General features: G+C 69.3%; 24 protein-coding genes. 7 read left to right on the top strand and 17 right to left on the bottom strand.

Annotated features, from left to right (window positions below; all coding sequences use genetic code 11):
* Positions 1-44: 44 nt before the first annotated feature.
* The 7 genes from V8Z80_RS06885 to V8Z80_RS06855 form a co-directional block, all read right to left on the bottom strand.
* Entirely contained in the window at positions 45-665 is a 621-nt protein-coding gene (locus V8Z80_RS06885) for an ANTAR domain-containing response regulator (RefSeq protein WP_336061467.1), read from the bottom strand.
* A gap of 2 nt (positions 666-667) precedes the next feature.
* On the bottom strand, positions 668-1,819 hold the full coding sequence (locus V8Z80_RS06880; RefSeq protein ID WP_336061466.1) for a transporter substrate-binding domain-containing protein: 1,152 nt from the start codon (positions 1,817-1,819) through the stop codon (positions 668-670).
* A gap of 81 nt (positions 1,820-1,900) precedes the next feature.
* The gene (locus V8Z80_RS06875; RefSeq protein WP_336061465.1) at positions 1,901-2,614 is read right to left on the bottom strand and encodes an ABC transporter ATP-binding protein; all 714 of its coding nucleotides are present in this window, start codon (positions 2,612-2,614) and stop codon (positions 1,901-1,903) included.
* Between the two features lies 1 nt (position 2,615).
* A complete protein-coding gene (locus tag V8Z80_RS06870; protein ID WP_336061464.1) occupies positions 2,616-4,433 on the bottom strand; it encodes a branched-chain amino acid ABC transporter ATP-binding protein/permease in 1,818 nt (605 codons plus the stop codon).
* Positions 4,426-5,259 (bottom strand): branched-chain amino acid ABC transporter permease, encoded by an 834-nt coding sequence (locus V8Z80_RS06865; protein ID WP_336061463.1) that lies wholly within the window; start codon positions 5,257-5,259, stop codon positions 4,426-4,428. The genes V8Z80_RS06870 and V8Z80_RS06865 overlap by 8 nt, the downstream gene beginning before the upstream one ends.
* Before the next feature lie 52 nt (positions 5,260-5,311).
* Positions 5,312-6,475 (bottom strand): substrate-binding protein, encoded by a 1,164-nt coding sequence (locus tag V8Z80_RS06860; RefSeq protein ID WP_336061462.1) that lies wholly within the window; start codon positions 6,473-6,475, stop codon positions 5,312-5,314.
* A gap of 34 nt (positions 6,476-6,509) precedes the next feature.
* On the bottom strand, positions 6,510-7,409 hold the full coding sequence (locus tag V8Z80_RS06855; protein ID WP_336061461.1) for a nitrilase family protein: 900 nt from the start codon (positions 7,407-7,409) through the stop codon (positions 6,510-6,512).
* Positions 7,410-7,652: 243 nt separating this feature from the next.
* On the opposite strand from V8Z80_RS06855, the gene V8Z80_RS06850 reads away from it, so the two are divergent.
* Positions 7,653-8,399: a sulfite exporter TauE/SafE family protein gene (locus V8Z80_RS06850; protein WP_336061460.1), complete on the top strand. Its 747-nt coding sequence runs from the start codon at positions 7,653-7,655 to the stop codon at positions 8,397-8,399.
* A 64-nt stretch (positions 8,400-8,463) separates the two neighbouring features.
* On the opposite strand, the gene V8Z80_RS06845 is transcribed toward V8Z80_RS06850, so the two are convergent.
* On the bottom strand, positions 8,464-9,147 hold the full coding sequence (locus tag V8Z80_RS06845) for a GntR family transcriptional regulator (protein WP_155192707.1): 684 nt from the start codon (positions 9,145-9,147) through the stop codon (positions 8,464-8,466).
* Between the two features lie 148 nt (positions 9,148-9,295).
* On the opposite strand from V8Z80_RS06845, the gene V8Z80_RS06840 reads away from it, so the two are divergent.
* From V8Z80_RS06840 to V8Z80_RS06830, 3 genes are all read left to right on the top strand, one after another.
* Positions 9,296-10,729, top strand: a complete 1,434-nt coding sequence (locus tag V8Z80_RS06840; protein WP_155192706.1) for an aldehyde dehydrogenase — start codon at positions 9,296-9,298, stop codon at positions 10,727-10,729.
* Positions 10,730-10,797: 68 nt separating this feature from the next.
* On the top strand, positions 10,798-11,619 hold the full coding sequence (locus V8Z80_RS06835; RefSeq protein ID WP_155192704.1) for an N-acyl homoserine lactonase family protein: 822 nt from the start codon (positions 10,798-10,800) through the stop codon (positions 11,617-11,619).
* Between the two features lie 82 nt (positions 11,620-11,701).
* Positions 11,702-12,583, top strand: a complete 882-nt coding sequence (locus V8Z80_RS06830) for an NAD(P)-dependent oxidoreductase (RefSeq protein WP_336061459.1) — start codon at positions 11,702-11,704, stop codon at positions 12,581-12,583.
* 185 nt (positions 12,584-12,768) lie between these two features.
* On the opposite strand, the gene V8Z80_RS06825 is transcribed toward V8Z80_RS06830, so the two are convergent.
* The 7 genes from V8Z80_RS06825 to V8Z80_RS06795 all read right to left on the bottom strand — a co-directional run bounded on the left by V8Z80_RS06825 (position 12,769) and on the right by V8Z80_RS06795 (position 19,989).
* A complete protein-coding gene (locus V8Z80_RS06825) occupies positions 12,769-13,728 on the bottom strand; it encodes a tripartite tricarboxylate transporter substrate binding protein (protein ID WP_336061458.1) in 960 nt (319 codons plus the stop codon).
* A 166-nt stretch (positions 13,729-13,894) separates the two neighbouring features.
* Positions 13,895-14,839 carry a LysR family transcriptional regulator gene (locus V8Z80_RS06820; RefSeq protein ID WP_336061457.1) on the bottom strand — a complete coding sequence of 315 codons (945 nt, stop codon included), beginning with the start codon at positions 14,837-14,839 and terminating at the stop codon, positions 13,895-13,897.
* Positions 14,840-14,893: 54 nt separating this feature from the next.
* Entirely contained in the window at positions 14,894-16,399 is a 1,506-nt protein-coding gene (locus V8Z80_RS06815; RefSeq protein ID WP_336061456.1) for a class I adenylate-forming enzyme family protein, read from the bottom strand.
* A 13-nt stretch (positions 16,400-16,412) separates the two neighbouring features.
* Positions 16,413-17,186 carry a CoA-transferase subunit beta gene (locus tag V8Z80_RS06810; protein ID WP_155192697.1) on the bottom strand — a complete coding sequence of 258 codons (774 nt, stop codon included), beginning with the start codon at positions 17,184-17,186 and terminating at the stop codon, positions 16,413-16,415.
* The gene (locus V8Z80_RS06805) at positions 17,179-18,012 is read right to left on the bottom strand and encodes a CoA transferase subunit A (protein ID WP_155192696.1); all 834 of its coding nucleotides are present in this window, start codon (positions 18,010-18,012) and stop codon (positions 17,179-17,181) included. Before V8Z80_RS06805 ends, V8Z80_RS06810 begins: the two co-directional genes overlap by 8 nt.
* Positions 18,013-18,034: 22 nt before the next feature.
* The gene (locus tag V8Z80_RS06800; RefSeq protein ID WP_336061588.1) at positions 18,035-18,763 is read right to left on the bottom strand and encodes an enoyl-CoA hydratase/isomerase family protein; all 729 of its coding nucleotides are present in this window, start codon (positions 18,761-18,763) and stop codon (positions 18,035-18,037) included.
* Positions 18,764-18,819: 56 nt separating this feature from the next.
* On the bottom strand, positions 18,820-19,989 hold the full coding sequence (locus V8Z80_RS06795) for a CaiB/BaiF CoA transferase family protein (protein WP_336061455.1): 1,170 nt from the start codon (positions 19,987-19,989) through the stop codon (positions 18,820-18,822).
* 286 nt (positions 19,990-20,275) lie between these two features.
* On the opposite strand from V8Z80_RS06795, the gene V8Z80_RS06790 reads away from it, so the two are divergent.
* On the top strand, positions 20,276-21,250 hold the full coding sequence (locus V8Z80_RS06790; protein WP_336061454.1) for a Bug family tripartite tricarboxylate transporter substrate binding protein: 975 nt from the start codon (positions 20,276-20,278) through the stop codon (positions 21,248-21,250).
* A complete protein-coding gene (locus tag V8Z80_RS06785) occupies positions 21,247-22,830 on the top strand; it encodes an FAD/NAD(P)-binding protein (RefSeq protein ID WP_336061453.1) in 1,584 nt (527 codons plus the stop codon). The genes V8Z80_RS06790 and V8Z80_RS06785 overlap by 4 nt, the downstream gene beginning before the upstream one ends.
* A gap of 64 nt (positions 22,831-22,894) precedes the next feature.
* Here V8Z80_RS06785 and V8Z80_RS06780 read toward each other — a convergent pair whose 3' ends face one another.
* Together V8Z80_RS06780 and V8Z80_RS06775 are read right to left on the bottom strand one after the other, a co-directional pair.
* Positions 22,895-23,659: an IclR family transcriptional regulator gene (locus V8Z80_RS06780; protein WP_336061452.1), complete on the bottom strand. Its 765-nt coding sequence runs from the start codon at positions 23,657-23,659 to the stop codon at positions 22,895-22,897.
* Between the two features lie 79 nt (positions 23,660-23,738).
* A complete protein-coding gene (locus V8Z80_RS06775; RefSeq protein WP_155192686.1) occupies positions 23,739-24,680 on the bottom strand; it encodes a DUF4351 domain-containing protein in 942 nt (313 codons plus the stop codon).
* Between the two features lie 195 nt (positions 24,681-24,875).
* On the opposite strand from V8Z80_RS06775, the gene V8Z80_RS06770 reads away from it, so the two are divergent.
* The gene (locus tag V8Z80_RS06770) at positions 24,876-25,787 is read left to right on the top strand and encodes a ketopantoate reductase family protein (protein ID WP_155192685.1); all 912 of its coding nucleotides are present in this window, start codon (positions 24,876-24,878) and stop codon (positions 25,785-25,787) included.
* Positions 25,788-25,830: the final 43 nt, after the last annotated feature.

The raw sequence follows: 25,830 nt of genomic DNA, 5'->3' as shown, positions 1-25,830 counted from the left end.
GGCGGCCCCGCCGAAGGCCGCCGCCCGCCAGGCGCGGGCCAGCGTCAGCCGCCCGGCTTGCCGCTCAGGCCCAGTTTCTCCATCGCTTCGCTGGCCTCCACCACCATCGCCGCCACCTCCGCCACGCTGACGCGCAGCTGCGTCGCCCGCCCGCGCATGTGCTCGTAGGCCTGGCGCTCGTCCAGGCGGTGGTGCTCGCCGAGCAGGCGGATGGCCTTCTCGATGAGGCGGCGCGACTTGATCGTACTTTCGAGTTTATCGATCTTGTTCTGCTGGCGGACCTGGAACAGCTTGGCCGAACGGGCCAACACCAGCGTGCTCAGGATGCCGGCCGAGCGAAATGGCCGGGTCAGCACGCCGTGCGCGTGCGTCTTGAGCAACAACTTGAGCGTGGTGGGCGTTTCGTATTCCGACAGGGCGATCAGCGTGGCGTCGACCTCGCTGGCGCACCAGGCCGAGCTGCCCTGCAGCAGCTGCGAGACCTGGAAAAACACCACATCGGCGTTGGCTGGCGGGTTTTCAGGAAAAGGCCAGCACAGGTGGATTCGGCAACCGATCCGCTTGAGCTGCTCGACCAGCAGGTCGCGGTCTTCGCCGGGCGGATAGACCACGGCCACCGCCACGCTGCGCAGGTCTTCGTAAAGTCGGCGGACGCTGGCGTCCATGGCTACCTCAGCCAGAATTCGTCGAGCCCGAAGGTGCTCAGGTAGGGATCGGGCTTGACCGGTTCGCTGCCCTGCCAGACCACGTCGAAACTGCCGTCGGCCCGGCACACGCCGATACGCGGGGTCAGCACGCAGTGGTTGTTCTCGGCCAGGATGGACAGCGGGCCTTCCGGCGCCATGAACCGTACCCCGTGCACGGCCTGCACCAGCTTGCGGGTATCCAGGCTACCAGTGCGCTGCAAGGCGCGAGCGAACAGGTGCACCTGATTGTAAGAAGCCTGGGCGTAGACGCTGGCCGGGCGCTCGCCGAAGCGGGCGCGCCAGGCGGACAGGAAGGCGGCGTTCTGCGGCGTGTCCAGGCTGTTGAAATACGTGGCCGCGGTGATGTGGCCAGCACAGACTTGCGCGCCGATCTCGTGCACCTCCGATTCCGTCACGGTCAGGCTGGCGATGGGAATACCCTGCCCATGCAGCCCGGCCTCGTGAAAGCGCCGGTAGAAACGCAGGGCGTCGCTGCCGATCTGCGTGGAGAACACCACGTCCGGCTCGATCCGTCCGATGTCGCCGATCACCTCGTCGATGTCCGCATCGGCGCAGCCCAGCGGCAGGTAGATCTCGTCCAGGATCTCGCCGCCGTGGTCCTCGACCGCATCGCGCATGATGCGATTGGTTTCCCGCGGGTAGATGTAGTCCGCGCCGACCAGGAAAATGCGCTTGCCGCAATGCTGCATCAGGTAGGCCGCCAGCTGCATGCTGCTCTGGTTGGGCGCCGCGCCGGTATAGATGACGTTGGGCGAGTATTCGAAACCCTCGTAGACAGAGGCATACCAGAGCAGTGCATTGGTGCGCTCGACCACCGGCAGCATGGCTTTGCGGCAATGCGAGGTGCAGGCGCCGAAAACCACGTCGATTTCATCCTCGAGCAGCAGCCGGGCGGCCAGGCGCCGGTATTCCTCGGCGTCGCTGCGCGGATCGTAGGCCACCGGGTCCAGGGGCCGGCCCAGCACGCCGCCCAGGGCGTTGATCTCCTCGACGGCCAGCACCGTGCCGAAGAAATGCTGGCTTTCGGTAATGCCCGAGACGCCGGTACGCGAATACAGGATGCCGATGCGCCAGCCAGGCCGGCCGGCGAAGGATGGATGCGTTTTGGCCATGATCATAGAGGAACGAAGGGCGGCGGCCGCCAGCCAGGCGGCGGCGCGAAGCCGCCGCATCCAGCATACCGCGCCAGCGGCTCAAACCGTCAGGTGGCCGAAGATGCGCCGCGCCGCGTCGGGAGCCTGCATGGCGCCTGCATCCACGATGGCGCCCTGCTTGAGCACCAGGTAGCGGTCGGCCACCTCGCGGGCAAAGGCCACGTTCTGCTCCACGATCAGCATGGCGGTGCCGTGCTCGCTGCGCTCCCAGCGCAGCGCCCGCGCCAGCCGGTCGATCACCGAAGGCTGCAGGCCCTCGGTGATCTCGTCCAGCAACAGCAGGCGGGGCCGGGCCATCAGCGCGCGCGCCACCAGCAGCATCTTCTGCTCGCCGCCCGAGAGCGTGCCGGCAGGCTGGCGCAGCCGGGTGCCGAAAACGGGAAAAAGCTCCGCCACCGGCGCAAAGCGCGCATCGAACAAGGCGTCGCCGGGCAAGGCCAGGCGCAGGTTGTCGCGCACGCTCAAGTCTTGGAACAACGGCTGCTCCTGCGCCGCATAGGCCACGCCGCGTTGCGCCACCCGGTAGGGCGCCAGCCTGGTGACGTCCTGGCCGGCCAGGCGCACATGGCCGGCTGCCTTGGGCAGATAGCCCATCACGGTCTTGAGCAGCGTGCTCTTGCCCATGCCGTTCTTGCCCAGCAGCGCCACCGCCTCGCCCATGCTCACGGACAGGCTTACGCCCTTGAGCACGATGGACGACTTGTAGCCGCTTTGCACGTCCTGCAGGTCCAGCATCGTTTCGCTTGCTTGCATCTCAGGCCTCCCGGGGCGGGGCATCGCCGACAACCTGCGCCGTGCCGGCATAAATGGTGCGCACCAGCTCGGAAGCCACCACTTCCTGAAAGCTGCCCTGCATGACGATGCGGCCTTGGTGCAACACCACGATGCGTGTGGCGATCTCCTGTACGAAGTCCAGGTCGTGCTCGACCAACAGGCAGCACAGGCCATGCGTGCGAGCCAGCGCGGACAGCACCTGGCCGATTTGGCTGCGTTCGGTCTTGGTCAGGCCCGCGGTAGGTTCGTCCAGCAGCACCACGCTGGGCTCGAGCGCCAGCACCATGGACAGCTCCAGCGCCTGCTGCTCGCCATGCGAGAGATCCCGCGTGACCACGTCCAGCTTGCGATCCAAAGCAGTGGTGCGCAACACCTGCAAGGCATAGCCGGGCAATGCCAGCTCGGGCGCGCGGCGCAGCCATGAGGGTGGCCTGCGCAGCGTACCGGCCACGCGCAGGCTTTCGGCCACGGTCAGCGTCTCGAACACGTTGGCGTTCTGGAACTTGCGTCCCAGCCCCAGGCGCACGCAGCGGTCCGGCCCCTGGCGGCCGATATCCTGGCCGCCCAGCCGTACCGTGCCGCCCGAGCGCTCGGCGCCGTCGCTGATGCAACGCATCAGCGTGGTCTTGCCCGCGCCGTTCGGGCCGATCAGGCCCAGCAATTCGCCGCCGGCGGCCTGCAGGTCGATGCCCTCCAGCACCTTGAGGCTGCCGAAATGCTTGGCCACGCCCTGCATGGCCAGCGCAGGGCCGTGCGCCTCGGCGCGGGCAGCGGCCGGACGCGGCACCAGCCGGGGCACCGGCGCGGACGCCGCGCGTCGGCGCAGCGGCGCCAGCAGAAGAGGCAACAGGCCCCGGGGCAACAGCAGGATCACCACGATAAAGGCTAGGCCCAGCAAGAGCTGCCAGACGAACGGCATGCTGCCGCTCAGGTAGGCCGCCGCCACGTTGATGGCGATGGCGCCGACCACCGGCCCCCATACCGTGCCGCGCCCGCCCAGGGCGACCCAGATGATCAGCTCGGTGCCGAATACGAAGCCCGCCAGTTCGGGCGCGACCACGCCGCTGAATGCGCCATAGCCGAAGCCCGCCGCGCTGGCCACCATGCCGCAGACCACCAGCAGCATGATGCGCAGCCTCGGGGTGTTCAGGCCCAGGTAGGCGCAACGCGGCTCGTTGTCGCGCAGGGCCACCAGCAAGCGGCCGCCGTCGCTGCGCACCACCACCCAGGCCAGCAAAGCCACCGCCGACAGGAACCCGGCGGCGACCATATACCAGGCCTGCAACGACCAGTCGAAGGTTTCGAAGCCGGTCAGGCCCGAGGAGGAACCGGTGAAGGTGCCGCCCGAGAGCGCCAGCTGGGTCAGCACGATGGGCAGCACCAGCGAAATCACCGTGGCGAAGAAAGGAGAAGCGCCGCGGTAAAAGGAGAGCCAGCCGGTCAGCCCCGCAACCAGGGCGGCCGCCAGCAGTGCGATTAGCAAAGCCAGCGCAGCCAGCATCGGCGAGAAGCCCAGGTGGGTGAACACAAGGCCCGCGGCATAAGCGCCCACACCAAAGAAGGCCGACTGGCCGAAGGTCAGGTAACCCGTGTAGCCCCACAACAGGTCTACGGTGACCGCGGCCGCCGCAAAAAACAGCGCCTTGATCAGGATGTTGAGCAGATAGGTGTCGAACACCCAGGGCCCGATGACGGTCAAGGCCAGGCACAGCGCGGCCAGCAGGCCAAGCTCGCCAGCGCGCCGCGCGCGCCGCTGGGCAGCCGCGCCGGACGGGGCAAGAGCGGAAGGTTCAGTCATGGGCGAATCCTCGCGGCCGGATACGAAGGGTGAGCGCGGCCAGCACGGCGATGGTGACGCCGCCGGCCACGGGGCTGACGTATAGGCTGACCAGCACCTGACAGGCGCCGAAGACGGCGCAGGTCAGCAGCAGGCTGGCCATGGAATGGCCCGAGACCATGACCAGCATGAAGGCGCTGACCAGCCAGGGCAGGCCCATATTGGGGTCGACGCTCGAGAGTGGCGTAACCAGCGCGCCGGCCAGCGCGCCCAGTCCGGCGCCCAGGCTGAAGGTGGCGAAACGGATGCGTTCGGAATGAATGCCCAGCCCCTTGGCCAGGTCCTCGTTCATGATCACCGCGCGGGTCTTGACCCCGAAGCGCGTGCCGTTGAGCAGCGCCGTCATCGCCGCGCACAGCAGCAAGGCGATGGGAACGAGCAAAAGACGATAGGCCGAATAGTCGGTGCCCAGCAGCGACACCGCGCCTTGCACCGGGGAATCGACGAACTGCACTTCGCGTCCGAACGCTAGGGTGATCAGTTGCCCGATCACGATGCCCAGGCCCCAGGTAGCCAGGATGGCGTCCAGCGGACGCTTGTAAAGGGGCCGCACGATCAGGCGCTCGACCAGCATGCCCACGGCCACGCCCACGGCCAGGGCGAACGGCAAGCCCAGCCAGGGATCCAGGCCCAGCCGCGAGATGACGAAGCTTGCATAGCTGCCCAGCGTGATGATGGCGCCATGGGCGAAATTGACGATCTTCATGACGCCGAAGATCATCATCAGCCCGGCCGTGACGATGTACAGCATCGCCGCCGTGCTCAGGATATCCAGCAACAGGCTCATGGTGCTCTCCTTTTGCGGCGGCGCTCGCGCGCGCCGCCGCATGCCGCGCGGTTTACTTCAGATCCGGGCATTGCTCGCCCGGATCGACCGCATCGAAGGTCTGCAAGATCTTGATCGAGCCGTCGGCCTGGACCTGGCCCAGCCGCATCGACAGCGCCGCGTGACGCTGCCGGTCCATGCGCACCTCGCCGCGCGGACCGTCGAAGGACACCTGGCCAAGCGCCTGCACCACTTTCTGGGCATCGGTGCTGCCTGCCTGCTCGACCGCCGCCTTGTACAGGTAGAACGCCTCGTACTGCGGCTCGGACAACTCGTTGGCCGTCTTGGCCTGGGCGCCGAACTTGGCCTGCAGGCCTTGCAGGAATTTCCGGTTGGCCTCGTTGTCGATGCTGGTCAGGTACGAAGCCGACATATACATGCCCTGGGCCGTCTCGCCCATGGTGCGGGCCGTGCCCTCGTCGATCGCCAGGTTGCCGTAGGGCATGGACAGGCCGGCCGCCTTGATCTGCTTGGCCAGGCTGACGTTGGGGCTGCCGCCGGCGGTCGAGCTGATCAGCGCGTCGGGGCGCGCCGACCGGATCCGGGAAATGATGGCGGTCCAGTCGGTGCCGTCCATGGGCAGGTACTCTTCGCCGACCACCTGGCCGCCTTGCGCCGCGATGTACTCGCGAGTGAACTTGAGCATGCCGCGGCCGAAGGCGTAGTCGCTGCCCACCAGGAAGAAGGTCTTGGCGTTCTCTGCCTTCATGAAATGATCGACGATGGGCGCGACCTGCTGCTCGGGCACCCAGCCGTTCACGTACATCCAGCGGCTGCACGAGCGCCCTTCGTAGAAGGATGTGTAGATCAGGGGCACGCGCCCGCGGTTCACGATGGGCAGCGCGGCATTGCGAGCCGCGCTGGTTTCCATGGCGATGATGGCGTCCACCTTCTTCTGGAACACCAGCGTGTCGTACGCCTTCTGGGCGCCGACCGCGCCCGAGCCGTCGTCGGCGATTTCCAGCACCACCTTGCGGCCCAGGATGCCGCCCGCGGCGTTGATTTCGTCGACCGCCAGTTGCGAGGACTGGACCACGGCCGGCGCGACCACGCTGTTGGCGCCGGACAGGCCGACGGCCACGCCGATGCGGATGGGCTCCTGGGCAAGCGCCGCGCTGCACAGGGCCGCGGCAGCCGCGGCCAGGCCCAGGCGCAAGAGGGAAGAGGGATTTTTCATGGTTTTCTCCTTGGGGGCCGGTCTTGGCCGGCGGTCAACGGGCTTGTGGCGCGATGCCAGCGCCCAGTGCGGGGTCGTACACATCGCTGCGCCGGTCGCGCAACACGTGGTTGAACACGTTGAGCTGGCGGCCATGGCGCGCCTGCTTCAGGTTGAACGGAGCGATCAGGATCTCTTCACGGTCATGGCTGGCCGGGCCGGCCGCCAGCCAGCCCTGCGAGCCGACGATGATGCTGCGCCCGACGAAAGGCTGGCCGCGTTCGCGCCCGACCCGGTCGGCGCACACCAGGACAAGACCATTGCTGTGCGCCGCGCTCATCGCCAGGGCATGCGCCATGGCCGGCCCTTCGGGCGTCTGGCCGGGCATGGGCACCCAGTTGGTCGGCACAGCCACGATGTCCGCGCCCTGCATGGCCTGCAGGCGAAAGACCTCGGGAAACCAGCCGTCATAGCAGATCGCCACGGCCAGGCGGCCGAACGGCGTATCGAAGACCGGCAGGCCCAGGTTGCCCGGCTCGAAGTACAGGTTCTCGTCGCCCCACAGATGCAGCTTGCGGTAGGTTCCCAGGTAGCCTTGCGGACCGGCCACCAACGCGGCGTTGTACAGCTTCTCTCCCTCGCGCTCGGCGATGCCCGCCACCAGGTAGATCCCCAGGCGCTGCGCCAGGGCGATCCACGCCTGCGAGCTGGGGCCGCCTGGCACGGGCTCGGCCAGCGCCAAGGCTTCTTCGCGGCTGGCGAAAACATAGCCCGTGTTGGCCAGCTCGGGCAGCACCACCAGCCGGGCGCCGCGGCCGGCCGCCTGCTCGACCAGCGCCGCCGCGCGCGCGAGGTTGGCGGCCACCTCGCCCATCACGGGCTCGGTCTGCACGCACGCCAGCAAGGCGTCGGGAAACGGCGGCAGCCCCTGGCCCTTGTCGTGTGAAGCTTCCATGAGATCTCCAAGCAGGAATGCAAAAACAAAAAAGCCCTCGACCACGCATGCATGCGTGAAAGTCGAGGGCTTCCATAGCCAACGGTAGGTCGGTGGTGCGGCAATCATTGCCGCGGCACTGTCTTGGACTGCGCGGCCCGGGCGCATCGTTGCAGGCGGGCCATGCGGGGCATTCTAGGGACCGCCGCCCGCGCGGTCAATAGGCACGCGCGCTACACTGCCGAGCTTTCCCCCGAGAGCGCCATGTCCTTCGTCCCCGCCGAGATCACGCCCGTCTTTGCCGCCGTCCTGGTGGCCACCAGTTTCCTCACCTCGGCCCTGACGGCCGCCATGGGACTGGGCGGGGGCGTGGCCATGCTGGCGGTGATGGGCCTGGGCATGCCGGTGACCAGCGTGCTGCCGGTGCATGGCGTGGTGCAGCTGGGTTCGAACGGCGGGCGCGTGATCATCCAGCGCCGCCACCTGGTGCGTCCGCTGCTCTTGTGGTTCACGCTGGGCAGCGTGGCCGGCATCGCGCTGGGCGCCTCGGTGGTCGTCAGCATCCCCGATGCGCTGGCCAAGTGGGCGCTGGCCCTGTTCATCCTTTGGTCGGTCTATCGCAAGAAGCCCAGCGCCACCGCACAGCGCCACGGCAAACCGTATTTCGTGCTGGGCGGGGCGATATCGAGCTTCTGCACCATGCTGGTGGGCGCCACCGGTCCGCTGGTGGCGGCGCTGCTGGCCGGCACGGGCCTGGTCAAGCAGCCGCTGGTGGCCACGCACGCGGCCTGCATGGTGATCCAGCATGGCCTGAAGATCCTGGCCTTCGGCACGCTGGGCTTTGCCTATGCGCAGTGGGGGCCGCTGATCGCGGCCATGATCGCCAGCGGCGTGGTGGGCACCTGGGTCGGCACCCGCACGCTGGACAACCTGCCCGAGGCGACCTTCCGGCTGGGCTTCAAGATCGTGATGACGGTGATCAGCCTGCACATGATCTGGCAGACCTTCTGAACGCACGGCCCCGCTCCTGCGCCGCAGGCGGCCCATCGCCAACCCGGGCAGCGCAAGGCCGGCCTCAGCGGCTTAGGAATTTCTCTTCGTAAAGGCTGCGGGCGCGCCCCATGTGGGCCACGGACAACGCATCGAGCGCGGCGCGGTTGCCCGCGCGCACGGCCTGGACCATGGCCTGGTGTTCGTCGCAGGCCTGCTCCAGGGCCTGCGCATCGGCCACCCCGTAGGCGCGCACCGGAAAGCTCAGCCAGTCGTGCAGGCGGATGGATTCGGCCAGGTAGGGGTTGTCGCAAAGCCCGTACAGCTCGCGGTGAAAAGCCATGTTGGTGCGGTGGATGGCGATGAGCTCGCCCGATGCCGCCGCCTGCGCATGCGCCTGGCAGGCTGCCTCGACCGCGGCCAGGCGTTCGGGCGGCACCGGGAACTCGATCATCTCGATGGCGGCGTGGTGCAGCACCCGGCGCATGTGATAGAGGTCTTCCAGGCCTTGCCGGTCGAAGCGGCGCAGCTGCGCGCCCAGGTGCGGCGGCTTGACCACCACGCCCAGGCGCTGCAACTCGGCCAGCGCGGCGCGCACCACGTGGCGCTTGGCCGCGTAGTCTTCCATGAGGTGGTCTTCGATCAGGCGGGTGCGCGGCAGGATGCGGCTGCGGATGATGTCGGTCTCGATCGCGGCCATGACGGCGGCCACCTGCTCAGGCAGCTGCGTGTCGGCGAAAAGAAGCGATGAAAAACTGCTTTGGGTCATGAGGCGGCAGGCGGTTTGCGCCGCCGGCAGCGACGCGTCTATTGATAATTTTATTACTAGGAATAACGACAACGCGCTTGTTGTTTTCGGGCGGTCCAGTGCCTAGACTTTTTTGCCGCAAACAACCCGCAAGGCCCCAAGGACAAGCATGAACGCCTCATCCACACCAGAGATCATCAGCATCGACCCGGCCAACGGCCAGGAGGTCGCACGCGTGCGGGCCACCACCCTGCCCGAATTGGACGCGGCCGTCGAGCGCGCCTGGAAGGCCTTTGGCGAATCGGGCTGGAAATCGCTGCTGCCGCATCGCCGCGCGCTGGTGCTCAACGCCATCGCCGACGGCCTGCAGGCCGAAAAGGAACGGCTGGCCCAGCTGCAGATGCGCGATAACGGCAAGCCGATCGCCGAGTGCCGGGGCATGGTGGAGTCTGCCATCGGCACCTTCCGCTACTACGCCGGCGTATGCGAGACGCTGCAGACCGACGTGACGCCCCCGCGCGGGGACTACGTGTCCTTCACCGTGCTCGAACCCTACGGCGTGGTGGCGGCCATCACGCCCTGGAATTCGCCCATCATGAACGACGCCACCAAGGTGGCGCCGGCGCTGGCCGCGGGCAATGCGGTGCTACTCAAGCCCTCGGAGGATTCGCCCTTGCTCGCGCCGGAACTGGCCCGCATCGCGCGCGAGGCCGGCCTGCCCGAGAACCTGCTGCAGGTGGTGCAGGGGCGCGGGCCCGACATCGGCGCGGCGCTGGTGGCGCACCCGGGCGTGCGCATGATCTCGTTCACCGGCGGCACCGTCGCGGGCTCGATGATCGGCAAGGTGGCCGGCGAGCGGCTGGTGCCCGTGGCGCTGGAACTGGGCGGCAAGTCGCCGCACGTGGTATTTGCCGATGCGGACCGCGAGCACGCCGTGGCCGCGGTGGTGGCGGGCATCTTCGGCTCTTCGGGGCAATCCTGCGTGGCCGGCTCGCGCCTGTTCGTGCAGGCCTGCATCTACGACGAGGTGGTGCAGGCCGTGGTCGAGCGCGCCAGGTCGCTGAAGGTGGACCTGCCCGATGCGCCGGGCGTGGAGGTCGGACCGCTGGCGTCCTTCCATCACCGCGAGCGCGTGGCCCGCTTCGTCGAACGTGCCCGCGCCGAGGGCGGCCGCGTCCTGTGCGGCGGCCAGGCTCCCAGCGGCGGGCACTACGACCATGGCGCCTTCTACCTGCCGACGGTCATCGATGGGCTGGGCCCGGACGCGGCCAGCTGCCAGGAAGAAGCCTTCGGGCCGGTGCTGGTCTGCCTGCCTTTCCAGGACGAGGCCGACCTGATCGCGCAGGCCAACGGCACGGCCTTCGGCCTGGCCTGCGGCATCTGGACGGAAAGCTTCAAGCGGGCCTGGCGCATCGGCCGGGCGCTGGAGGCCGGCTCGGTCTGGGTCAACACCTACAAGCAATCGGTGACCAGCACGCCTTTTGGCGGCTTCAAGCAAAGCGGCATCGGCCGGGAAAAGGGCATCGACGGCATGAAGCTGTACGCCCAGGTCAAGAGCATGTACTTTGGCCTGCACGCCAACCCCCTGCCGGTGGCCAAATAGCGCCGGCGCCTGGCGGGCGCGGGCCTGCGCGCCCGCCGCCGACAACGACAATCACCTGGAGACAAAGCATGCAAGAACCGGCCTGGGAAGTCTACGCGCTGCGCTATGGCTGGCAGGACCGTCTGGCGCAGGACAACTTCGTGCACGCGCCCGATCCGCACGACACGCCCATGCCGCTGGACTACTTCGTCTGGCTGCTGCGCAGCGGCGAGCGCGAGATCCTGGTCGATACGGGTTTTGGCCAGGCGGTGCTGGACAAGCGCGCCCACCCCAAGGACCGGCGCACCCGCCACATCACTCGGCCGGTGGACCAGGCGCTGCGCGGCATGGGCAGCGAGCCCGGCCGCATCCGCGACGTGATCCTGACGCACCTGCACTACGACCATGCCGGCAACCTGGGGCTGTTTCCCAACGCACGTTTTCACCTGCAGGAGCGCGAGATGCAGTTCGCCACCGGCCGCCACATGTGCGTGGCCTGCATGCGCGGCGCCTTCGAGGTCGAGGACGTGGTGCAGATGGTGCGCGCGGTGTATGCCGAGCGCGTGGTCTTTCATGACGGCGACGCGCACATCGCCCCGGGCGTGACCGTGCACCGGGTCGGCGGCCATACCGACGGGCTGCAGATGGTGCGCGTGAGCACGGCGCGCGGGCCGGTGGTGCTGGCCAGCGACGCATCCCACTACTACGCCAACATGGCGCGCCGCGAACCCTTTCCCATCGTGTTCAACCTGGGCGACATGACCCAGGGCTGGGCACGCGCGCGCAGCCTGGCCGAAGGCGACGAGACCCGCATCGTGCCGGGCCACGACCCGCTGGTGCGCAGCCTGTACCCGGCGCTGCCGGGCTCGGACGGCGAGATCGTCATGCTGCACGAAGCGCCCGCGGCCTGAGCCGCCGGCCCCGGCCCCTGAACCATTCCTGTATCGGCGCGCCACGCGCGCCCGTCCTGCTTTATCCGTTGGAGTCTCATCAATGAACATTTCGAAAGTGGCCGTCTATGGCCTGGGCAACATGGGCTACCTGGTGGCCGAGCGCGTGGCCGCGCGCTTTGCCACCAAGGTCTCGGACCTGGACCGCGCGCAGGTCCGGCGCGCCTGCGACAGCTTCAAGGCCGAGCCCATCGAGGGGCCGCAGGACGTGGGCGACGTGGACGTGGTGGTGCTTTCGTTGCCCAGCCCGGCCATCTCGCTGGCCATCCTGGAACAGATCGCCCCGGTCCTGCCCAGGCATGCCGTGGTGCTGGAGACCAGCACGGTCAATCCCAAGGACATGCATGCCTGCAAGAGACTGCTGGACCGGTTCGGCCTGCGCATCGTGGACGCCTCGGTGGCCGCCGGCGTCAGCCAGATGAAGGCGGGCACCGCCACGCTGCTGCTGGGCGGGCCGCAACCGGCCATCGACGACAGCCGCCCGGTGCTGGACGCCATCGCCGAAAAGCAGATCTATTTCGGCGACACCGGCGCGGGCGCGGCAGCCAAGGTGATCAACAACGCCGTGGCGCATGCGGTGATGGTGGTGGTGGCCGAGGCCGGCTCGCTGGCCACCGCGGCCGGCGTCAGCCGCGAGAAGCTGGTCGAGCTGCTGGCCGACAAGCAGATGGGCCTGCACCGGCCGCTGACGCATCGCTATGCCGAGCGCATCATGCAAGGCAACTACGAAGGCGGCATGCCGCTGGACGCGGCGCGCAAGGATTCGGTCCTGGCGCTGGAACTGGCCCAGAACCTGGGCGTGCCGCTGTTCGCCATCCAGGGCTCGCACACCATCTACGAAATCGCCGCCGCGGCCGGCTACGGCCGCGACGACTACGCGGCCATCGCCAAGGTGTGGGCCGACTGGGGCAAGCCTGCTGTGTAGGGGTTCCCCCCCGAAGCGCTGACGCGCTTCCCCCCCGGGGGGGCGGCGCTGGCGGACCGGCAAAGCCGGCTCCGCGGCGCCCTCGGTCGCTGAGCTTCTTAAGTAATTGAAGTGCGACGCGCGTTAGGCCAGGTTTTTGCGGCCACGCTGGCTCACTGGTTGGTGCTGGCTGCAAGCTTTATGTATCAATCCAGCCACTTTTGCCGCGCCCACATGGCGCGGAACTGCTGGTCGGCCTCTTGCAGGCGCGCCTGCCACTTGTCGCCGGGCAGGTAGTCCATCTCGGTGAACTGCTTGAGCATCTGCTGCTGGAATCCGGGATCGTTGGCAATGGCTTCCAACGCCCTGGCCAACTTCTGTTCGACCTCGGCGGGAATGCCCTTGGGGGCAACCACGCCGCGCTCGGAAGCGAACACCAGGTCCACTCCCTGCTCCTTGAAGGTCGGCACGTCCGGCGCCAGCGGCGAGCGCTTTTCGCTGGCCTGCGCCAGGATGCGCAGCGCGCTGCCGCTATAGGGCATGGCTTCGCCCAGGTTCATGCCGCCCACATCCGCGTGGCCGCCGAGCACGGCGTTGCGCAAGGGCCCGGCGCCGTTGAAGGGCACATGGTTCAGGTCGGTGCCGGTGGCGGCCTCGAACAGCACCATCGCCAGGTGATCGTCGGTGCCCACGCCCGTGGAGCCGTAGCTAACCTGGCCGGGCTTGGCCCTGGCGGCCTCGATGAGCTGTGCCAGCGACTGATGGGGCGACTCGGTGCGCACGCTGAAGGCGCTGGGGTCTCGCACCAGCGTGGCCAGGTAGGTGAAGTCCTGGGCGGTGAAGCCCGCGTCGCGCTCGATGGGCAGGGTTAGCAAGCCCGGCATGTTGGTCATGCCCAGCGTATAGCCGTCCGGCCTGGCCCGCGCCACCATGCCCAGGGCCAACGCGCCCGAGGCGCCGGGCTTGTTGACCACGACCACCGGGCCGCCCAGCTCCTTTTCCAGGAAGGTGGCCAGGGTGCGCGCCGTCAGGTCGGTGCCGCCGCCGGCGGCAAAGCCCACCAGCAGTTCGACGGGCCGTTCGGGCCATTGCGCCGCCGCCGGCGCGGCGGCCAGCACCATCGCGCCCGCGGCGATGCCGGCGAGCCAGGTTTTCATGGCAAACATGGGAAGCGTCTCCTGGGCCGCGGCGGCCCTGCATCGTTGTCATGACGAGGCCGCGCGGCGCGCCGCCCCACCGTGGCCGCCGCGCTGCGGGGCGGCCCGGTCGCCATATTGCCGGGCTCGATTCATAGCCACAAATAGAAAATGACCGAGGACTATTAGCCGTGGTCTATTTGACGACGGCGGCCGAGGCCGGCAGCGGCGGCAGCGCGCGCTCGATTTCGGCCGCGGCCTGCTGCAGCCGGCCGACCAGCGCCTGCGCCGCCGGGGACAGCAGGCGATCGTGCCGGTGCAGCACGCCGATGGTGCGCTGGGCGCTGGCGTCCTCGATGGGCCGGCTATGCAGCGCGCCCAGCCCCAGCGCCGGCAGCGCCAGCCGCGGCAGCACCGCCACGCCCAGCCCCTGGCCCACCAGGCGCACGGCGGTGGTCATGTGGGTGACGTCGTAGCGCAGCCCGGCGGCCACCTTGTCGGCCACCACCGCACGGTCGAACTGGTGCCGCGCGCTGGAACCCTGCGAGAGCAGCACCAGGTCCAGGGGAATGAGGTCGGCCCAATGCAGGGACGGCAGCTTGCCGGCCTCGTGGCGCGACGGATAGACCGCGAAAAAGGAATCGGCGATCAGCGGCGTGAACTTCAGGTCCGGCGCCTCGGTTAGCAAGGTGGCCAGCGCGAACTCGATCTGGTTGGTGCGCAGCATGCCGATCAGCTCGTCGTTGTGCGCCTCGACCACGCGGATCTGCAATTGCGGATGCAGGCGCCGCAAGGCGCCCAGCGCGGGCGGCACCAGCGTCAGCGAGGTCGAGGGCAGCGCCCCGATCACCACGGCGCCGCGCCGCACCGCCGCCAAATCGAGCATGCTGCGGTACGCTTCTTCCAGGTCGGCCACCGGCCGCTCGATACGGTCGCGAAACTCCACGCCCGCCGCCGTCAAGGCGATGTTGCGCGTGGTGCGCTCGAACAACTTGACCTCGAGCACCGCTTCCAGGTCGGCGATGAGCGCGGTGAACGAAGGCTGCGTCACGCCCAGCCGCGCCGCGGCATGGGTGAACGACTTGGTCTGCACCGCCAGCAGGAAAGCCTTGAGCGGCCGGTATTTGATGTTCAGCGCCATGGCGCGATCTTAGCGCGGCGCGGCGGCGGGCCGGCATGCCGCCGCGTCCGGCGCTCAGGAAAGCGCGCCCGCGCCCGCCGGTTCGGCCTGCGCCAGCCGCCGGGCCAGCGCCTTGCGGTCCACCTTGCCCACGGCGTTCTCCGGCAGGCTATCGACCCATAGCACGTCCTCGGGGACGTAGATGCGTCCGAGCTTCTCGCGCACCGCCTCGCGCAGCGCCTGCGCGTCAGGCGCCGGCCCCCCGGCGGCCGGCACCACGAAGGCCACCGGCACTTCGCCCAGGTCCGCATGGGCGCGGCCCACGACACAGCAGGCGGCCACGCCCGGCTCGCCGCTGAGCAGGTTCTCGACCAGGGCCGGCGATATGTTCTCGCCGCCGCGGATGATGACTTCCTTGATGCGGCCCGTGATGCTCAGGTAGCCGTCGGCATCGAAGCGGCCCAGGTCGCCGGTGCGCAACCAGCCGTCGCGGATGGGCGATTCGCCTTCGTGGCCCAGGTAGCCCGCCATCAGGGCGGGCCCGCCGATGCATATCTCGCCCTCGGCGCCGGCGGGCACCGCGGCGCCCTGCCGGTCCAGCAGCACGACCTGCTGGCCGGCCAGCACGGTGCCCACGGTGCCGATGCGGCGCGCGCCCGGCGGGTTCATGGTCGAGGTGCAGGTCGCCTCGGACAGGCCGTAGGACACCACCAGCTCGCAGCCCAGGAAAGCCTCGATCTCGCGATGCAGGGCCGGCGTGATGGGCGCCGAACCGCAGCGCGCAAAGCGCAGCCGCGCCAGCGACTGGCGCGAGAAGCGCTGCTGCAGCATGCGCGAATAGATGGTGGGCACGCCGGTGATCAGCGTGGGGCGAAAGCGCTCCATCAGCGTAGGCATGTCCTCGGCGCGAAAGCGCGGGGCCAGCGCGATGCACGCGCCGCTGGCCAGCGGTGCGAAGACCTGGTTGTTCAGCGCGTTGGTATGGTGCAGCGGCATCACGTGCAGCAGCACGTCGTCCGGGCGCAGCCCGGTATGGACGCGCACGCCCAGCGTATTGGCCAGCAGCCCCCGGTGGCTGAGCAGCACGCCCTTGGGCTTGCCGGTGCTGCCCGAGGTGAACAGCAGCAGCCCGGGATCGCCGGGCCCGCACGCCTGGCTCCAGTACGGCGGGCCTGCGCGCAGGGCGTCAAGCGCCAGCAGGCGCCCGGCCGGCAGCCCCGCGGCCCGCGCCGTGGCGGCGTGCGCATCGTCGTGAATCATCCAGCGCAGTCCCACGGCCGCCACGCGCCGGCGCGTCTCCTCGTCGGCCAGGCGCGGCTCCAGCGGGCAGGGACAGGCCCCCGCGGCCATCGCCGCCAGCAAGGCCAGCACCTGGCCGGGGCCGCGTTCGAGGGCCAGCGCGACGTAGTCCCCGCGCGCCACGCCGGCCTGGCGCAGCGCGCCGGCCATGGCCTGCACGCGCTCGTCCAGCTGCGCGTAGCTGTAGTCGTGCTCCAGCGTCTGCAAGGCCGGCCGCGCGCGCTGCGCGGCATCGCTCCAGGCCGTCCGCCAAAGATCGAGCAAGGTGGCGTTCTCGTTCATGGCGCTTCCTTTTTCAGCGCAGGGACACGGCGGCGTCGCGCTCGAAGCGGCCGTCCGGATCGAGCTGGCGCAGGGCGCGCAGCTCGGCCTCGGTGGGCAGCGGCGTGGGGCCGGCGCCGGCATGGTCGAACTCGAAACCGGTGCGGGCCTGCACTTCCTCCAGGCTGGACTGCGGATGCCAGGATTGCAGCGCCAGCCGGCCCTGGCGCTTGACGAAGATGGCGATGGGCGTGGCCACGCCGTGAAAGCCGCCCCAGGCGGTGCGAAAGTCCAGCTTGGGCACGAAGGTGCGGCGCGAATGCTCGGTGCGCCACGTGCAGGCGCGCCGGGCGGTGGGCAGCATGACGGCCCCGCCCCCGCCGCCGGGCAGCCGCACCTTGGGATGGTGCCAGTCGCCGATGCATGAATTGTTGGCCGAGCCCTCGCCGTCGATCTGCGCGGCGCCCAGGAAAGTCAGGTCCATGCGCCCGCGCGTGCACAGGTCGTAGAAATCCTCGTTCGAGAAGATCGAGGCGGTGTGGGCGGCCAGCGCCGGGTCGGAACTGGAGATGGGGATATGGCCCGGGCGCGGGTCCACGCCGCCGGCCACGTTGATGTAGACGAAATCGAACTCGTAGGCCTGCTTGGCCAGCAGGCAGGCCAGCATGGGAATGGTCGAATTGACGCCGCTGAAGGTGATCTCGTCGGGCCGGATGAAGCGCGCCAGGCCGATGACGATGTGCGAGAACGCCGACCACGAGCCGGCGGCGGCGCCGGACACGGGCGCTTGGGACAGGGTCTCAGGCATGGGCGGGCTCCTGCAGTTCGGGCGCCTCGGCCATGTGCTGGGCCAGCGTGCGCGTCGTGTCCATATAGCGTTCCACCGCGGGATAGTCGATTTCGTAGAAAGGCGTGCACGAGCCCGGCCAGGCGCTGCCCGGCAGCACGGTAAAGGCCTGCACCATGAAGTAGGGCACCAGCGTGGCCTCGGGCTGGGCCTCGAAGACAGCGGTATCGACCAGCCGCTCGGCCACCACGAGCACGCTGCCGGCCGCGCGCGACATGATGCGGTCCCAGTGCGCCGTGCCATAGACGCGCGCATTGCCCTGCCGGTCCACCTCGGAGACCTGCAGCACGGCAAAATCAGGGCGGATGGCCGGCACCAGGTAGGCGCTCTGGCCGCTGCCGTAGGGGTCGGGCAGGCAGGTCCAGCCGTTCAGGGCCGGCAGGTCGCTGCCGTGCAGGCCGCCGCAGGGCTGGAAGGGCACGCCGAAGGCGGCCGCGCGCAGGCCGGCGGTCAGGCTGGCGCAGGCATGCTCCTCGAGCTGCATGCTGCCCTGCTCGACCGCCTTGCGGTACCAGGGCGCCAGGCCGAAGTTGCCTTCCATCGCCACGATGCCCGCGCGCGCCTTGCGCACCGCGCCGGCACGGCACAGGATGTCGATGTCGTAGCCGGGCGATTGCTTGACGATCTCCAGGTCGCGCCGTCCCTGGCGGATCAGCTCGCGCACGAAGGCGAAAGGCCCGCGGTGCAGGAAGCTGCCCCCCAGCGCCACGCTGGCCCCGTCGGGCACCAGCGCGGCCAGCTCGTGCAGCGCGCGTTGCTTGTTCTTGCCATTGAAACCGGAACTCATGTCGTCCTCCTTGAGCGTTCGGCTATTTCTGCAGATAGGCCGCGATCCGCTGCTTGATGCCCGGCTCGGCGGCCGAGCGCGCCAGCGCGGCCATGTCGGCGTCGGCATCGGCCGGCGCCAGCACGCCGTGCAGCATGGCGCGCGCCTGCGGCGCCAGCTCGCGCGCGCTGGCCTGTGCGGCGGCGATGCATTCGTCCCACTGCGCCGGCTCGGCGATGCGCGTCACGAAACCCATGTCCGCCGCCTCTTGCGCGCCGAAGCTGCGGGTATGCATCAGCACGTCGTGCGCGACCTGGGCACCCACCTGGGCGGCGAAGCGCCGCGTGCCCAGCACCAGGCCGAACTTCAGGCCCGGCATGCGGAAGGTGGCCTGCCCGGCGGCCACGCGCAGCCTGCAGGCGCCGAACAGGTCCACGCCGGCGCCGAAGTTCTTGCCGTGCGCCAGCGCCAGGGTCAGCGCGGGCGAGGCGGCGATCTTTTGCAACAGCGTCTCGATACGCACGAACCGCAGCAGCAGGTCGCCTTCGCTTTGCGCCTGGTAGCCGCTAAAGTCGAAGCCGGCGCTGAAGTTGCGCCCCTCGCCGCGAAATACGATGAGCTCGCAGCCGGCCCGGTGCGCCTCGTCCACAGCCTGGATCAGCTGCTCGACCAGTTCGGCCGACAGCGCGTTCATCTTGTCCGGCCGGTTCAGCGTGATCACGGCAGCCTGCTGCCGCAGCGCCAGGTGCACCAGCGCCGCTTGCGCGTCCATTGGGCTGCCTTCGCGCTGCGCACCGCGGCATTGGCCCTCGGGGCGGTCCGGCGCGCTCATGCGGACACCTGCCCGAGCCGGCGGCGCAGCGCACCGAGCACTTCCTCGTTGTGCTGGCCCAGCGCCGGGGGTGCGCTGCGGATGGCCGAGGTCGCGCCGCCGAAACGCACCGGCGGACCGAAGGTGCGGGTGACCGCGCCGTTGGGCAGGGTCAGCGGCTGCACCCAGTCCATGTGCTCGACCTGCGGATCGCGCAGCACCTGCGAATAACTGTTGATGGGCGCGCACGGCACGCCGCAGGCGCGAAAGCGCGCCAGCCAGGTTTCGGCGTCTTCCTTCAGGAACTCGGCTTCGAGCAGCTCGCGCAGCGCGTCCTGGTTGCGCGCCCGCAGGCTGGTGCTGGCAAAGCGTTCGTCCTCGAACAACCCGGGCTTGCCGACCGTCTCGCACACGGATTTCCACAGGGCGTTGTTGCCCGCCGCCATGCCGAAATAGCCGTCGCGGCAGCGAAAAGCCTGGTAGGGCGCGTTGCGCGGGTGCGCCGAGCCCAGCTTGACCGGATCCTTGCCGCTGCCGAAGAACTCGGAGGTCTGCAAGGCGGCGATGCCCAGCGTGGCGCCAAGCATGGGCACGTCGATGTGCGTGCCCTGGCCGCTGGCCTGGGCCACGCGCAGGGCCGCGGCGATGGAATAGGCCGCATACAGGCCGGCGGAGAAATCGGCCAGCGGCACGCCGCACTTGACCGGCGCGCCCCCGGCCTCGCCGGTCACGCTCATGATGCCGCTCATGGCCTGGATGGTCAGGTCAAAGCCGCCTTCCTGCGCGCGCGGGCCGCTCTGGCCGTAGGCCGAGATCGAGCAGTAGATCAGCCGGGGGTTGCGCTGGGCCAGCGCCTCGTAGCCCAGGCCCAGGCGCGCCATCACGCCGGGCCGGTTGTTTTCGATCAGCACGTCGGCCTCGGCGGCCAGCTCGCGCGCGAGCGCCGCGTCGTCGGGATCCTTGAGATTGAGCGTGACCGAGCGCTTGTTGCGGTTGAGCGACGCGAAGTTCTCGCTGTAGCCGTCGGTCAGCGGCGGCCAGGCGCGCAGGGTGTCGCCGCCTTCGGGGTGTTCGATCTTGATGACCTCGGCGCCCATGTCTGCCAGCAGCATGCCGCAGAAAGGGCCGGCGGCCACGTTGCAGATTTCGATGACGGTCACGCCGGACAAGGCGGAGCTAGGAGTCATGGTGGTCCTGGATGCAAGCAATGAGTTAATGCCAAATCGGTATGTCGCCCCGCCGGCAAGGCGGGCTACGCTGCCGGGCGCGGTTCCCAAATGGTGGCTGCGGGTTCCCGCAAGCCGGCGCTGCGCGACACAGTGCTTGACCAGCATAGCATCGTATGAAATCCTACGTAAACCAAATATTGGTATATGACTCCTATATTTTGGGACTACAAAGATAGCGAAAGGCGCCTGCGACGGCATGCCCGGCCAGCGCCCGCCACACGCAACGAAAAAACGGAGACCGACGATGATTGCCCCTCGCTACCAAGCCCTGCTGCTGGGCGCCGCCCTGGCCCTGGGCGCCGCCGCCCACGCTGCCCACGCCGCCGACTGGCCCGACCGGCCCGTGCGCATGGTCGTGCCCTTCCCGCCCGGCGGCGCCACCGATGCCGCGGCCCGGCTGTATGCCCAGCACATGGGCGAGATCCTCAAGCAGCCCATCGTGGTCGAGAACAAGGCCGGCGCCGGCGGCGAGGTGGGCGCCGAGCACGTGGCGCGCGCCGCCGCGGACGGCTATACGGTGCTGATGGGCGCGCTGGGCAGCCTGTCCATCAACGCGGCGCTGCTGGACAAGCAGAACTACAGCTTCGCCAAGGATTTCAAGGGCGTGTCGGTGGCCACCACCATGCCGATGGCCGTGGCCGTCAACGAGAAGGTCCCGGCCACCAACGTGCAGGAGCTGATCGCGCTGGCCAAGGCCTCGCCCGGCAAGATGACCTTCGGCTCGGCAGGCACCGGCAGTTCGCAGCACATGGCCGGCGAGCTGTTCAAGATCACCACCGGCACCGACATCATGCACGTGCCGTATCGCGGCAGCGGCCCGGCCGTGACGGACCTGCTGGGCGGGCAGATCGACATGGTGATCGAGACCTTGCCGGCGCTGCTGCCGCAACTGGCCAGCGGCAAGATCCGCATCCTGGGCGTGACCACGCCCGAGCGCGCCCCGGCGCTGCCGGACGTGCCCACGCTGGCCGAACAGGGCGTGAAGGACTATTCGGTGGCCACTACCTATGCGCTGCTGGCGCCCACCGGCACGCCCGCGCAGGCCATCGAGAAACTGTCGGCGGCCATGCGGCACGCCGGCAGCCTGCCCGCTGTCCAGGAAGGCGCGGCCAAGCTGGGCGCCCAGGCCACACCCACGTCGCCGGCCGACACCGACAAGGCCATCCAGGCGGAAATCGAAAAGTGGGGCCAGGTCGTGCGCCTGTCCACCGGCAAATGAGCGCGCGCCCCTCGTCACACCCGGCGCGCCGGGGACCGGCCGGCGCGCCGCTGGCTACGGTCGATCTGGCCATCGTCGGTGGCGGCTCGGTCGCCGTGTCCTTCCTGCACCAGTTCCTTCACGCGCTGGCCCGCCCGGCGCCGGGCCTGTCGATCGCGCTGTTCGAGCCGCAACCGGTCGTCGGTCCGGGCACGGCCTACCAGCACGACCTGTGCAGCAACCTGCTCAACATCCCGGCCGGGCGCATGTCGGCCCTGGCGCGTGAGCGCGACGATTTCGTACAATGGCTGCACGGGCAGGACGGCCCGTGGCTGCGCCGGATGGGCGTGCAGGAAATTTCCGCTTCGGCCTTCCTGCCCCGCCCGGTGTTCGGCTGTTACTTGCAGGACGTGCATCGGCGGGCGCTGGCACGCGCCCAGGCAATGGGCGTAGCGGTGCGCGTGATCGGGCAGGCTGCCGTGGCGGTGCGTCCGGCTCCGCAGGGCGCCACCGTCGCCACGGCTGGCGGCGAGCCGGTGCATGCCCGGCGCGTGGTGCTGTGCAACGGCAACCTGCCTTCGGTGGCCTTTGCCGAACTGGCGCACCTGCCGGGCTACTTCAACAGCCCGTATCCGGTGCAGGCGCTGACCGCAGCAGTGGGGCGCGACGATCCGGTGTGCATTCTGGGCACCAGCCTGAGCGCGGTCGATGCCATCGTGGCCCTGCACGCCAGCGGCCATCGCGGCTCCATCCATTGCGTCTCGCGCAACGGCCGGCTGCCGTCGGTACGCAGCCCGCACAACCCCTCGGTCTGCCTACCGCAGTGGCCGCCGGCCCAGGCGCAGGGCGAACCGACGCTGGACGGCCTGCTGCAAAGCCTGCGGCAGGCGCTGCGCCAGGCCGGCGGCATCGAGGAACCCGACGACGTGCTGGGCAAGGCAGGCCCGGCGCGCGAAGCGCTGGACGACGAGATCGCCCGCTCGCAAGCCGGACCGCGCCTGTGGCAGGCCGTGGCGGCCGCCACCAACGACCGGATCGAAATCATCTGGCGGGCCCTGCCGCGCCATGAGAAGGAACGTTTCCATCGCGACTGGCGCTCGCTGTGGATGGCGCGCCGCGCCACCTTCCCGATGCAAAATGCCCTGGTCCTGCAAAAGCTGCTGCACCAGGGGCGCTTGCAGGTGCGAGGCGGCTTGCGCGCGGTGCGGCACGAGCCTGCCAGCGGACGCTTCGTGCTCCGGACCGCCAGCGGCGATGCCGCCGCGGCGCCCTGGCTGGTCAACGCCACCAGCTTCTCGACCGACGTGCGCGCCACGCGCGATGCGCTGGTGCGCCAGCTGCTGGACGAGCGCTACGCGGCGGCCGATGAACTGGGCGGCTTCGCGCTGGACTTCGACACCGGCTGCCTGCTGGCGCCCGACGGCGATCGCCAGGCCGCCGTCTCGGTGCTGGGCAGCCTGGCGGCGGGCACGTATTTCTGGACTACATCCATGGACGTGAACGCCCGGCTGGCGCTGGGCCAGGCCGAACGCCTGGCCGCCGAACTGGCTCCCCACGCGGCGGCGCGGCAAACGCCTTCGGCCTTGCAGGCGCCGGCCTGAGGGCCTGAGGGTCTGGACACCCGAGGCGCCCGGGCCCTTGCCGCAGCCAAGCTGCCACCGCCGGTCAGCCCGGCAACAGGCCGGCGCGGTAGCCCAGGCTGGCCGACACCGCCTGGGCACCCTCGCGAACCAGCGGCACCAATTCCTTCATCCGCTTGACGCTCAAGCGCTCCAGCGGACCGGAAATGCCCAGGGCGGCGATGGGCTGGTCCAGGCTGTTGAACACGGCCACGGCCACCCCGCCCACGCCGTCGCGCCACTCGCCGCGGTTTACGGCATAGCCGGCGCGGGCGATCTTGCGCAGCTCGTCCTTGAGCAGGCCCAGCGACACGATGGTGTTGGGCGTATGGCGGGCCAGCGCATCGCCATAGCGGTCCAGGTAGCCCTCGCCCTGGCAGGCCAGCAGCGCCTTGCCGGTGGCCACGGCATACGCCGGGGCGCGTCCGCCCACCATGGAATAGGCGCGGATGGGCTGCGGGCTGTCGATCTTGTCGACGTAGACCACGTCCAGCCCATCGAGCACCGACAGGTGCACGGTCTCGCCGGTGCCGTCGGCCAGCCGCCGCATGGCAGGCGTGGCGACCTTGCGCACGTCCAGCTGCCCGAGCTGGCGCGCGGCCAGCTCGAACAGCCGGATCGCGCCGCGATAGCCGCCCGCCTCGTCGTCCTTGACGACGTAGCCGGCATGGATGAGCGTTTGCAGCGTGCGATGGGTATTGCTGCGGGTCAGGCCGACGCGGGCCGCCAGCTCTTCTATGGTGCGGGGACGGTTGTCCGGATCGGTGACCGCCTCCAGCACCATCAGCCCCTTGAGCAGGGTTTTGTCCATCGGTTTTGATTTCCCGGAATTTGGGAAACCAAAGATAGCACGGGCGCCGCGTGGCGGCGACGGGCTGCCGGATACTCGGCTAGTCGGCGAAGACCTCGTCCAGGCTGGAAGCGTCCAGCAGGCGCTGGCCCCATACGGTCAACTGGCTGGCAGGGCCCTGGGCGAGGCGCTGCTCGGCCCACTGCGGCAAGGGGCCGAAGCGCCGCGACAACTGCGTACGCAGCAATTCGGCCTGGCCCTGCTGCCGACCCTGCTCCAGGCCGCGTTCGAGCCCTCGGCGCTCGCCTACGCGTTCAGCGGTCAATACGAAAGGCATGTCGTGCTCCTTCTCCAGCGCGGCGCTGGCTTGGATGAAAGCGACTTCCTGGTCCGGCGGCAAGGCGATCATCCAGTCGATCAGGCGGTACAGCTCCAGGACGTCCTGCCGGCCATAGCCGCGCTGCAGCAGCAGACGCGTCAGCCCGATCTTGCCGGCCAGGCGATCCTGGCGCCCAGCCAGCAACTGCGCCATTACCACCACCGCAAAGGGATTGCTGGCCGTGGCCGCTTCCAGTTCCTGCCAGCGGCCCAGCCAGTGGACCAAATTTACCACCGGAAAGCGGAATTCCAGCGAGCATGACAGGGCCGCTTCGCGGTAAACCAGGCGGTCGGCGCGAGCATCGCGCCGCGTGAGCACCGCCATCGATTCCACCAACGCATCCTGATAGGCATCGCGCACGCGATAGTAGTAGCGGTGCATGCGCCGCAGGAAATCGCGATCGGCGCAGTCCTGTATTTCGACATGGATCAGAACCAGGCGCTGGCCATGCCGGTGGCTGCAGACCTGGACCAGCTTGTCGGCGTAGCGCCGGCCGCTGTCGGCGTCGCGCACGACTTTTTGCAATTCCTTATCCAGAAAGCCCACGGGCTGGCGCCAGTCGATCCATTGATGCAGGGCCGGCCACAGCAAGGCCGTGAACGGGCGGAAGTAGCGTTCGATCGCTTCCTTCCATGGGCTGTCGTGGTCAGCAAATGCGGACATAGGCGCAGCCTATCGTGTGCCGGTCCGGCTGTAACCAGGGCTGGGACAGGATTGTCCAGGTCCTGCGGCGCCGTCCGCGGCAGCCTCGCAACGCGATGCCCGACGCGGCAATCCGCCCGCCCGCTATCCGATGGCTATAGTAGGAACTTTGCGCCGCGGCATCGCCGCGCGCGCCACCAGGCAAAGGAGCCAGTCATGAAGATCGCCGTCATGGGCGCGGGTGCGGTGGGTTGCTACTACGGCGGCATGCTGCGCCGCGCCGGCCACGAAGTGGTGCTGATCGCGCGCCCGCAGCACGTGGCGGCCATCGAGCGCCAGGGACTGCGCATGCAGATGCGCGACTTCGACGGCTACGTGGACGTGGCCGCCAGCACGCAGCCCGAGGCGGTGCAAGGCGCCAGCCTGGTGCTGTTCAGCGTCAAGTCCTACGATACCGAGGCGGCCGGGCGCCAGATCGCCCCGCACCTGGCGCCCGGGGCGCTGGTGCTGAGCCTGCAGAACGGCGTGGACAATGCCGACCGCCTGCGCGCGGTGATCGGCCATGACGTGCTGGCCACCGTCGTCTACGTGGCCTGCGGCATGGCCGGGCCGGGCCACGTGCAGCACCACGGCCGCGGCGAACTGGTGCTCGAACAGGGCCCGTGCGCCGAGCAGGCCGCGGCCCTGCTGCGCCAGGCGCAGGTGCCCGTGCAGGTCTCGGACAATGTGCGCGGCGCGCTATGGGCCAAGCTCATCGTCAATTGCGCCTATAACGCGCTGTCGGCCATCGGCCAGGTTCCTTACGGCGCCCTGGTGCGGGTGCCCGGCGTCGAAGCGGTGATGCAAGCCCTGCTGGCCGAATGCCGGGCGGTAGCCGGGGCCGAGGGCGTGGCGCTGCCCGAGGGGCTGGACGAGGCGGTGCAGGCCATCGCCCGGACCATGCCCACCCAATACTCCTCGACCGCCCAGGACCTGGCGCGCGGCAAGGCCAGCGAGATCGACCACCTGAACGGCCTGATCGTGCGCAAGGCCCAGGCCCGCGGCGTGCCCGTGCCGGTCAACCTGACCTTGCACACGCTGGTCAAGGTGATCGAAGCGCGCCAGGCCAGCCAGGCGCAGCCCGCCTGAGGCGGCCCGGGCGCGGCGGCGCGCGCCTTGCCTGCAAGGCCCT

Origin of the sequence: Orrella sp. JC864, assembly GCF_037026685.1 — a bacterium.
Taxonomy (GTDB): Bacteria; Pseudomonadota; Gammaproteobacteria; order Burkholderiales; family Burkholderiaceae_B; genus Orrella.
The sequence above is the reverse complement of the archived record's forward strand: the minus strand, read 5'-3'. Positions and strand labels throughout refer to the sequence as shown.